This is a genomic window from Streptomyces sp. NPDC055078, assembly GCF_053607985.1.
In genome coordinates this window covers 1-9,990 of sequence record NZ_JBSGUP010000290.1, presented here as the reverse complement: position 1 = coordinate 9,990, position 9,990 = coordinate 1, and the positions used below count along the sequence as shown (strand labels likewise).

At 71.4% G+C, this 9,990-nt stretch carries 8 protein-coding genes; 4 read left to right on the top strand and 4 right to left on the bottom strand.

The genetic code is table 11. The features are described 5' to 3' along the window. A partial coding sequence (locus tag ACWF94_RS23070; RefSeq protein WP_453491503.1) for a streptophobe family protein occupies positions 1–1,347 on the bottom strand: 1,347 nt, incomplete at its 3' end. Between the two features lie 253 nt (positions 1,348–1,600). On the opposite strand from ACWF94_RS23070, the gene ACWF94_RS23065 reads away from it, so the two are divergent. Continuing rightward, the gene (locus tag ACWF94_RS23065) at positions 1,601–4,258 is read left to right on the top strand and encodes an FHA domain-containing protein (protein WP_453491500.1); all 2,658 of its coding nucleotides are present in this window, start codon (positions 1,601–1,603) and stop codon (positions 4,256–4,258) included. A 120-nt stretch (positions 4,259–4,378) separates the two neighbouring features. Here ACWF94_RS23065 and ACWF94_RS23060 read toward each other — a convergent pair whose 3' ends face one another. The 3 genes from ACWF94_RS23060 to ACWF94_RS23050 all read right to left on the bottom strand — a co-directional run bounded on the left by ACWF94_RS23060 (position 4,379) and on the right by ACWF94_RS23050 (position 7,493). Further along, positions 4,379–5,146 carry a transglycosylase SLT domain-containing protein gene (locus ACWF94_RS23060; protein ID WP_453491497.1) on the bottom strand — a complete coding sequence of 256 codons (768 nt, stop codon included), beginning with the start codon at positions 5,144–5,146 and terminating at the stop codon, positions 4,379–4,381. A gap of 276 nt (positions 5,147–5,422) precedes the next feature. Continuing rightward, positions 5,423–6,502: an S-adenosylmethionine:tRNA ribosyltransferase-isomerase gene (locus ACWF94_RS23055; RefSeq protein WP_453491494.1), complete on the bottom strand. Its 1,080-nt coding sequence runs from the start codon at positions 6,500–6,502 to the stop codon at positions 5,423–5,425. A 298-nt stretch (positions 6,503–6,800) separates the two neighbouring features. After that, positions 6,801–7,493, bottom strand: coding sequence for an SDR family NAD(P)-dependent oxidoreductase (locus ACWF94_RS23050; RefSeq protein ID WP_453491492.1), 693 nt, complete (start codon positions 7,491–7,493; stop codon positions 6,801–6,803). A 192-nt stretch (positions 7,494–7,685) separates the two neighbouring features. On the opposite strand from ACWF94_RS23050, the gene ACWF94_RS23045 reads away from it, so the two are divergent. The 3 genes from ACWF94_RS23045 to ACWF94_RS23035 all read left to right on the top strand — a co-directional run bounded on the left by ACWF94_RS23045 (position 7,686) and on the right by ACWF94_RS23035 (position 9,865). Continuing rightward, positions 7,686–8,840 (top strand): GAF domain-containing sensor histidine kinase, encoded by a 1,155-nt coding sequence (locus ACWF94_RS23045; RefSeq protein WP_453491489.1) that lies wholly within the window; start codon positions 7,686–7,688, stop codon positions 8,838–8,840. After that, positions 8,833–9,477, top strand: a complete 645-nt coding sequence (locus tag ACWF94_RS23040) for a response regulator (protein WP_453491486.1) — start codon at positions 8,833–8,835, stop codon at positions 9,475–9,477. Before ACWF94_RS23045 ends, ACWF94_RS23040 begins: the two co-directional genes overlap by 8 nt. 139 nt (positions 9,478–9,616) lie before the next feature. Further along, positions 9,617–9,865, top strand: a complete 249-nt coding sequence (locus tag ACWF94_RS23035; protein WP_453491483.1) for a chaplin — start codon at positions 9,617–9,619, stop codon at positions 9,863–9,865. The last annotated feature ends 125 nt before the right edge of the window (positions 9,866–9,990 follow it).

Here is a 9,990-nt window from a genome sequence, read left to right as displayed (position 1 = left end):
AAACACCAGCAGACCCCCGACACCACCGGCCGCCAGTCCCCACGCCGCCCCCAGCGCCGCTGCCACCACCGGCTCGCCGTGCAGCTCGATCCCCGCGCCGAAGGCGTCGAGCCCCAGTACCGACAGGGACGCGTCCACCGAGACATCCGTCAGCCGCACCAACAGCGGCAGGGTGAGCGCCGTCACCGCGCCCAGCCGCGCCGCGCACCACCCGGCGAACCCCGCCGCGCCCCGGCCCCCGACCGGGCTCCGGGACGCCGCCAGTACGCCCGCGTACAGCATCAGGACGCCCGCCGCCACCGCCAGCAGCCACACCCGCCCGTCCAGGCCCGCCAGCCGGTCCACCGTGGCCGCCCGGTCCGCCGAGAGCTGGAAGAACTCACCCAGCGGGTCCGGCAGCAGCTTCGCCAGCTCGCCCTTCGCCTCCCCGTTCCACGGCACGAACAGCCCCAGCGGCACCCCCAGCCACACCCCGTTCGGTGCGCCGAGCAGCGCGGCCCCCGCGATCCGCTTCGGGTTGTCGTCGTCGAGAGCGGCGAAGGAGGCCGCCGCGTAACCCGCGAGCACCGCGACCACCAGCACCCCCACCATCGCGGACGCGGCCGGCCGTAAGGTGCGCACCGCGGGCGCGACGGCGCGCGGCAGCGGCGCACGCCGCCCGGCGAGCAGCGCGATCAGCAGCACCCCGAGCACCCAGACCAGCGCACCGGCCAGCGAGTCCGCGGTGTTCACCGTGAAGCCGACGGACGCCTTCGCTCCGATCAGATCCCCGAGCCGGTCCGGCAGCCCCCCGATATCGCCTATGTCGCCGATATCTCCGATGTCACCGAGCCCCGGCACCTCGATACCGCCGTCGCCGAGCCCGGGCATGCCCCCCGCGTCGCGCCCCAGCTTCTTCCCGTCGATGGTGATCACATCGTGACCGGCCCAGGCGAGGCCGCCGGTCACCGCGACGAAGAGCACCACCACCGCGCCCGCCCGCGCGGCGAGTTCGCTCACCGAGATGTACGGGCCCGCCCGCCGCAGCGAACGCAGAAGGAAGTACGCAAGGAGCAGCGCCCCGAACAGACTCACCCCCAGTGGCGTGAACTCGACTGCCGTACGCGCCTCGGCGCCCTCCAGGCCGAACGCGGACACATCGCCGGACGGGCTCACCGAGCCGTTCACCGCGAGGACGACCACGGCGGCCGTCATGGGGCCGAGCGCCGCAGCGGAATCGGCCTCCAGCAGATGCAGCCCGAGCGCCGCCGCCCCGGCCATCCCCACGAATGCCCAGCTCACCGCCGCTATCGAGGCGAGCAGGACATCGCCCCAGGGCACCCTGCCACCCTTACCGGTCGCGTCCATACGGACCCCCCGATCCCCGGCCGGGTCCACCCCGGCCACCCCTATTGCACCGATTTCCGACGGCCGAGCATGATCCGTACGGACTGATGGGCGCTTACCACTCTCCGTGCGTGTTTCTCCCCCGTCAACGGTCCCCGCGCTCGCGGCCTTCCGCAGGCCCGACTTCCGGTTATGGGACTGCGCCTGAAATAGTTCCCCAGGATGTTCGCCATCCCTAGACTCCCTGCGATGGGAGTAACTCGGGGGACAAGTAGTGGGGCATGGAGTGCGGGAACTCGTACTGGAATTGAACGGAAGGACCTGGACCCTCGATCCGGCCAGGTCGTACACCCTGGGGCGGGATCCGCAGGGGGACATGGTGCTGGAGGACGCCAGGGTCTCGTGGCGGCACGCCACGATCAGCTGGAGCGGCCGGGGCTGGGTGATCGAGGACCACGGCAGCACCAACGGCACCTATGTGCAGGGACAGCGGGTCCACCAGTCGGACGTCGGTCCGGGCGCCGAGGTGCGCCTGGGCAACGCCCATGACGGTCCGCGGCTGAGTCTCTCCGGCGCGGGGGCGGACCCGTTCGGCGCGCAGGGCGCGGCGCCGCAGCAGCAGGCATCGCAGCAGGCGCCTCATCAGCAGGCCGTACATCAGCAAGCAGCCCATCAGCGCGCCGCGCAGCAACAGGCCGCACAACCGGGGGCCGCCCATCAGCAGGCGGCCCAGGCTCCCGCGCCCCAGGCATGGCCGGAGCCCCAACAAGCACATGCCCAGCAGGCGCACGCCCAACAAGCACACGCTCAGCAGACCCACGCCCCGCAGGGCCAGGTCCCGCCGCCGCACCAGCAGCCGCCGGGCCCGCGGCAGGCCCCGATCCCGCCGCAGGGCGGAGCGGGGGCCCCGCCCGTCCACGGCGACCGCAGCCCGACGACGTTCCACCAGCTCGCACTCGGCCGGGTCATGCGCATCGGCCGCGCGCTGGAGAACGAACTCGTCGTCTCCGACCTCCAGGTCTCGCGCCACCACGCCGAATTCACCGCCGCCCCCGACGGCCGCTTCCAGATCAGCGACCTCGGCTCGCACAACGGGACCTATGTCAACGGCCAGCCGATCACCAAGTCCGGCACCGTCGTCATCGGCCCCAACGACATCGTCGGCGTCGGCCACTCCACCTTCCGTATCGTCGGCGACCGGCTGGAGGAGTTCGTCGACACCGGCGAGGTCTCCTTCTCCGCCCGCCATCTCACGGTCACGGTCGACGGCGGCAAGCAGATCCTGCGCGATGTGTCCTTCGGCGTACCGGAGAAGTCGCTCATCGGCGTCATCGGACCCTCGGGCTCCGGAAAGTCGACCCTCCTTAAGGCGCTCACCGGCTACCGTCCCGCCAACCAGGGCGATGTCCTCTACGACAACCGGAGCCTGTACAAGCAGTTCGCCGAGCTGCGCCAGCGCATCGGTCTGGTCCCGCAGGACGACATCCTGCACAAGGAGCTGACCGTCCGGAAGGCCCTTAAGTACGCGGCCAAGCTCCGCTTCCCCGGTGACACCGCCGAGGCCGAGCGCGAGGCCCGTATCGGCGAGGTGCTGCGCGAGCTGAAGCTCGACATCCACAAGGACAAGAAGGTCACCTCCCTCTCCGGCGGCCAGCGCAAGCGCGTCTCCGTCGCCCTGGAGCTGCTGACCAAGCCGTCGCTGATCTTCCTGGACGAGCCGACCTCGGGCCTCGACCCGGGGATGGACCGCGATGTGATGCAGCTGCTGCGCGGCCTCGCCGACGACGGCCGCACGGTCCTGGTGGTCACCCACTCCGTCGCAGAGCTGCAGCTCTGCGACAAGCTCCTCGTGATGGCCCCCGGCGGCTCCGTCGCCTACTTCGGGCCCCCCGAGGAGGCGCTCAACTTCTTCGGGTACACCACCTGGGCCGATGTGTTCTCCGCGTTCGAGAACTACCGCGACTACGACTGGGCGGGCCGCTGGCGCGGTTCACAGCACTACCAGATGTACGCGGCGGACATCGACGCCGTCGCCGCGCAGTCGGTCAGCATGCCCTCGCCGCAGCAGATGCGCCCGCCCAAGCCGCAGAGCTGGGGCTCCCAGCTGTGGACGCTGATCCGCCGGTACTCCTCGGTCATCGCGTCCGACAAGGGCTTCATGGGTCTGATGCTGATCCTGCCGGCCGTCCTCGGCCTGGTCAGCGTCGTCATCCCGGCCGAATTCGGCCTCGGCCCGCCCGAGGGCAAGTCCAAGTTCAACGGCGACGCGGGCACGATCATGCTGATCCTCGCGGTCGGCATGTGCTTCTCGGGCGCCGCCAACTCCGTACGAGAACTGATCAAGGAACGGGTCATCTACGAACGCGAGCGGGCCACCGGTCTGTCCCGCTCGGCGTATCTGATGTCCAAGGTGATCGTCCTCGGTCTGATCACGGCCCTCCAGGGCGTCATCATCTGTGGCATCGGCTTCGCGACCCGCAAGCTCCCCGCCGAGGGCCTGCTCATGCCCCCCGCCGTCGAGCTGTGTCTCACGATCATCGCCCTGGGTTTCACCTCGATGATGTTCGGCCTGGTCATCTCCTCGCTGGTGCGCACCGCCGAGAAGACGATGCCGCTGCTGGTGATGTTCGCCATCGTCCAGGTCGTGTTCACCGGCATCCTCTTCCAGGTCTACGACTCACCCGGTCTGGAGCAGTTCGCCTGGCTGATGCCGTCCCGCTGGGCCATCGGCGGCGCGGGCGCCACCCTGGACCTCGGAACCCTGATGCCGCCGTGGGACCCGAAGAACCCCGGCAACCTCGACCCCCTGTGGGAGCACTCGGTGAGCCAGTGGGGCATGAACATCGCGATTCTGTTCGCGATGGGTGTCCTCTGCGGCGTCGCGGTCGCCCGGCTGCTGCGCCGCCATGAGCCGGAGGTCATGCGCAAGTAAGCCCCCGTGGTCGTGCGCAAGTAGGCCCACAGGACAGCCGTGGAGACGAGCCGAGGGCGGCACCCAGTGCGGGGTGCCGCCCTTCGGCGTCTCGGTGTCGGTGTCTCGGCGTGCTGCGGCTCAGTACGCGCCGAAGACGTTGTCGATCGAGCCGTAACGGTCGGCGGCGTAGTTGGCCGCGGCGACGATGTTGGCGACCGGGTGGTACAGGTCGAACGGGGTGCCCTTGACGTGGTAGGCGTTGAACGTCGGCTGGATGACCTGGAGCAGGCCCTTCGACGGCACGCCGTTGACGGCGTTGATGTCCCAGTTGTTGATGGCGCGCGGGTTACCGCTGGACTCCCGCAGGATGTTGCGGTGCAGACCGTCGTACGAGCCGGGGATGCCCTTCTCCTTCATGATGGAGAGCGACTCGCGGATCCAGCCGTCCAGGTTGTTGGCGTAGACGGGCTTGCGCGCGGCGGCGCGGCTGGCGGCGGCCTTCTCGGCGGCGCGCTTCTTCACGGCGGCCTCGGCGGCGGCCTTGGAGGCAGCGGCCTTCTTGGCGGCCTGCTCGGCGGCTGCCTTCTTCGCCGCGGTGGCGAGCTTGGCCTTGGTGGCGGCCTGGTTCTTCGCATCGGCCTGTGCCTTGGCGGCGGCCTGCGCGGCGGCCTGGACCTGGGTCTCGATGGCCGACTTCTGCTGGCCGATGTTCCCCTGCACGGTCGTGCCCTTGGCGGCGACCGCGTTGGCGTTCCACGCCACCGGAGCGGTGGCGGGGGCGGCCTCGGCCTCGGTCGCACCGTTGCCGGGCACGAGGGTGAGGGTCAGAGCTGCGACGCCGGCGGTGGCGATACCGGCGATCGAGGCCCGGTGGACCTTGGTCAGGCGGGTGCTGGACGCGGACATACGTACCTCTTCGAATAGCGGAAGTCGCATCAGGCCGGGAGGCGGCGCTGCGCTCCTGCGGCGGCGACGGGGGCAATTCTTAGCGCCAGCAAAATGCCGTGGCAAAGGTGTGACATACGAACCGCGATAGTGGATCAGGGCATTCACGGAATGCCCTTTCCGCCACCGTGCGGCCGCTCACATGCCCCTTACTTATCCACTACTGAGATTCGTAAGTGATCTGCGTCCTATGTGCGGGGTCACATCGAGGGAGTGCCGATTTGACGATGTGTTGCTTCAGCAATGCAATACGTGAGGACTCTCATCCGGAAGAAGGAGATGCACGTCCCCGAACTCGTGCCAGAGGTAGAGCCCGCGCAGCGCCTCCTCGTACGCCCGGCCGATGGCGGGCCGCCCGGCGATTGCCTCCAGCATCAGCAGATGCGACGCCTCGGGCTCGTGCAGCCCCGTCAGCAGCCCGTCCACGGCCCGTACCCCGCGCTCGGGCGTGACCACCAGACCGGTCCACCCCGAGGCCGCCCGCACCACCCCGTCCGCACCGGCCGCCGACTCCAGGGCCCGTACGGCCGTCGTCCCGACCGCGACGATCCGGCCACCGCCCGCCCGCGCCGCGTTCACCAGCCACGCCGTCGCCGCGGGCACCTCGAAGCGCTCCGGATACGGCGGCTCGTGCGCCTCCGCCGACGCCACCCCCGTATGCAGGACGACCGGGGCGAACTGCACCCCCCTGCTCACCAGCGCCGCCACCAGACCCGGGGTGAACGGCCGCGCGGCACTCGGCATCTCCGCCGAACCCGTCCCGTCGGGGGAGGGGAGCGCGAAGACCGTCTGATACGCGGACAACGGCTGGTCCCGCGCGGTGTACGCGTAGCGGATGGGCCGCCCGTAGCGCTCCAGCAGCGGCGGTACGGGCTCGGACACCGACGCCCACCACAGCCGGTCCGCACCCGGGGCGAGCGGCTCCTCCAGCACCAGGTGCGCGCCGCCCGGCAGCCGTACGACCGCCCCCGCCGGGCCTCCCGGGCGCTGCCGGGTGCTGCCCGAGCCGTCCGGCCACCGCAGCTCCACCGCCCATCGCCCGTCGTCGGCGCGCGTCGAGAAGTGCGCGACGACCACATCCCCGCCGACCCGCCCGTTCACGGCGGCGGGCAGGGTGGCCGAGGTATTGACCACCAGGACGTCACCGGCCCGCAGCCGCCCCGGCAGCTCCCGGAACGTGTGATGGGAGACCCGGCTCCCCTGCGAGACCAGCAGCCGTACGTCGTCCCGCCCCGACCCGCGCACCTCGGCCGGCACCCGGGCCGACAGCTCCTCGGGCACCCACAGTGTGTCCAGCACAGCGATTCCTCCCGACATCACGCCTCGATCCACTTCCGGTCCCTCGATCCCCGCTGTCCCGGCCGACACCCGGCTCCTCCCGGCGCTCGTCCCGGCCGGTCCCGCCGGGCGACGCCCTCAGGGGCGGTACGGCGGCGCCCGCCCGGCAGCCCCCGCCCGGCAGCCCCCGCGCCCCCTCCGCCCCTCGCCGGACGGGCGGGCCACCCGGGCCCGGGAGCACGGGCGCACAGGCCCCTCACCGCCCCGCCGGGGAAGCCACCGGGGAAGCCGCCGGGGAAGCCGCCGGGGAAAGCCCCCCAGGAGGTCCCTGAGGGGCTTATCGCTCCAGCAGCGCCGGAGCCGCGTACCGCCCGCTGACGGGCCGCTCGTCCAGCAGCCGCAGAAACCCCGGTACGACCGATTCCGGTGTCGGCCGGGGATCGTCGTCGTCCGGCACGGCCGCCGTGTACAGATCCGTGGCCATGTCGCCCGGATCCACCGCCCACACCCGCAGCCCGGGCTCCTCCACGGCCAGCACGGCGACGAGCTGGTCGAGCGCCGCCTTGGAGGCCCCGTAGCCGCCCCAGGTCTCGTACGCCTCCGCCGCCGCGTCCGAACTGATCGCGATCACCGTCCCGGCGTCCGCCTCCCGCAGCAGCGGCAGCGCCTCCTGCACGAGCCCCAGCGCGGCCACCACATTGGTCTCCAGCGCCTCCCGCAGCCCCTCCAGGGGCAGCGCGTCCAGCCGTACCAGCGGCGCGGCACCCAGCACGCTCGCGTTGCTCACCAGCAGATCCAGCCCGCCGAGCCCCCGGGCGGCGGCGAACAGCTCCCCCCGGTGCCCCGCGTCGTTGACGTCCCCCGCCACCGCGACCACACGCGTCCCCCGGGAGGCGACCCGATCCGCGCTCTCCTTCAATACCTGGGCGGTCCTGGCACTCAGGACCAGATCCCAGCCCCGTTCGGCGAGGGCCGACGCGAGCGCGTGCCCCAGCCCCTTCGAAGCCCCCGTGATCACCGCTACCGGCATGGTGTCCATCCCCTTCTCGGCTCGCCGCGACCCGCTGTCCGCGCCGATGGACCCACCGTAGAAACGCCACGCGCCCACCGCCTCGGACGCGGGACCCCACCTGGGAAGGCACTTCGACCTAGGCCCCCAGCCCTAAGCGGCTGCGTCCACGGCCCGATACGGACTGTCACAGCGCGCCGGTACGGTGAGGTCATGAGCCATCCACCCAATTCGGGCATCGCGGCCGTGAGCACGGCTCTGCTCGCGATGAGCAGGCATCTGGAGGTCCGCGACGTCCTCAAGACGATCGTCGCCTCGGCCCGCGAGCTGCTCGACGCCCAGTACGCGGCGCTGGGCGTCCCGGACGACCACGGCGGCTTCGCCCAGTTCGTGGTCGACGGCGTGAGCGACGAGCAGTGGAAGGCGATCGGCCCGCTGCCCCGGCAGCACGGAATCCTCGCCGCGATGCTCCGCGACGCCAGGACCGAGCGGCTCGCCGATGTGCGCAAGGACCCCCGTTTCGAGGGCTGGCCGACCGCGCACCCCGACATGTCCGACTTCCTCGGCCTGCCCATCAAGGACGGCGACGAGGTCATCGGCGCGCTCTTCCTCGCCAACAAGCGCTGCGCCGAGCCCGCCGGTGCCGACGGCTGCGGCTTCACCGGGGCCGACGAGGAACTGCTGTCGATCCTCGCGCAGCACGCGGCGATAGCCCTGACCAACGCCCGGCTGTACGAGCGCAGCCGGGAGCTGACCATCGCCGAGGAGCGCTCCCGCCTCGCGCACGAGCTGCACGACGCGGTCAGCCAGAAGCTGTTCTCCCTGCGGCTCACCGCCCAGGCCGCCGCCGCCCTGGTGGACCGCGACCCCGCCCGCGCCAAGGGCGAGCTGCAGCAGGTCGCCGCCCTCGCCGCCGAGGCGGCGGACGAACTGCGCGCCGCCGTGGTGGAGCTGCGCCCCGCCGCCCTGGACGAGGACGGCCTCATCAACACCCTGCGCACCCATGTCCGGGTCCTCGACCGCGCGCACAGCGCCCGGGTCACCTTCGACACCTGCGGCATCAAGGCCCTGCCGGCCGCCCAGGAGAACGCCTTGCTCCGCGTCGCCCAGGAAGCCCTGCACAACGCCCTGCGGCACTCGGGCGGCGACCGGGTCGATGTGGTCCTCGCCCCCCGCCGCGTCCAGGGCGCGGTGCTCAGCGTCACCGACAACGGCAAGGGCTTCGAGCCGCGCACCGTCCGCAGAGCGGGCCGCCATCTGGGGCTCGTCTCCATGCGGGACCGCGCGAGCGGGGTCGGCGGAAGACTCAGTGTGCAGTCGGCGCCCGGCAAGGGCACCACGATCGAGATGGAGGTCCCCGGTGGGTGACAAGACGGTCAGGGTCCTGCTGGTCGACGACCACCAGGTGGTACGCCGGGGACTGCGCACCTTCCTGGAGATCCAGGACGACATCGAGGTGGTCGGCGAGGCGGCCGACGGCGCCGAGGGCGTGGCCCGGGCCGAGGAGCTGAAGCCGGACGTCGTCCTGATGGATGTACGGATGCCCGGCACCGACGGCATCGAGGCGCTCCGCAAGCTCCGCGCCCTCGACAACCCCGCGAAGGTGCTCATCGTCACCAGCTTCACCGAACAGCGCACCGTGATCCCGGCCCTGCGCGCCGGTGCCTCGGGCTATGTCTACAAGGACATCGACCCCGAGGCCCTCGCCGGAGCCATCCGCTCCGTCCACGCGGGCCATGTCCTCCTCCAGCCGGAGGTGGCGTGCGCGCTGCTCACCCAGGAGGAACAGACCAGCGGGCCCGGCCGGGGCAGCACCCTGACCGAGCGCGAGCGCGAGGTCCTCGGCCTGATCGCCGACGGCCGCTCCAACCGCGAGATCGCCCGCGCCCTCGTCCTCTCGGAGAAGACCGTCAAGACCCATGTCTCGAACATCCTGATGAAGCTCGATCTGGCGGACCGCACCCAAGCGGCCCTCTGGGCGGTGCGACACGGACTGACGACGTGACCGAATAGTTCCCCTCCGGTCAAAGATTCATACTGTCGGGTGTATGTCACTCACACGGCGCATCCTCCCCGCCCGTGTGCCGTTCTCCAGGGCGAGTCACGGCGAATGGTCGTGGCGAATGTCCCAGGAGGATCCAGAAGTGAAGAACCTGAAGAAGGCCGCAGCCCTCACCATGATCACCGGCAGCCTCATCGCCGCCGGAGCCGGCATCGCGTCCGCCACCCCCGGCGGCGCCCACGCCGGCGGCGAGGCCGTGGGCTCCCCGGGCGTCGCCTCGGGCAACCTGATCCAGGTCCCCGTCCACGTCCCGGTCAACGCGGTCGGCAACACCGTGAACGTCATCGGCCTGCTGAACCCCGCCTTCGGCAACACGGGCATCAACGGCTGACCCCACCCCCGTGCCCCACCCGGGTCCGGATCTGCGGCATCCCCCGCAATCCGGACCCGCTCGCGTTTCCGCCCACCAGCCCTCCAGCTCTGCCTGCCACGCCCCGCCACCTTCCACACGGCGCG

Coding starts and splice junctions, on each gene's coding strand:
- ACWF94_RS23060 (WP_453491497.1), bottom strand. CDS start 5,146: ATGTCCGCGTCCAGCACCCGCCTGACCAAGGTCCACCGGGCCTCGATC.
- ACWF94_RS23055 (WP_453491494.1), bottom strand. CDS start 6,502: ATGTCGGGAGGAATCGCTGTGCTGGACACACTGTGGGTGCCCGAGGAG.
- ACWF94_RS23050 (WP_453491492.1), bottom strand. CDS start 7,493: ATGCCGGTAGCGGTGATCACGGGGGCTTCGAAGGGGCTGGGGCACGCG.
- ACWF94_RS23045 (WP_453491489.1), top strand. CDS start 7,686: ATGAGCCATCCACCCAATTCGGGCATCGCGGCCGTGAGCACGGCTCTG.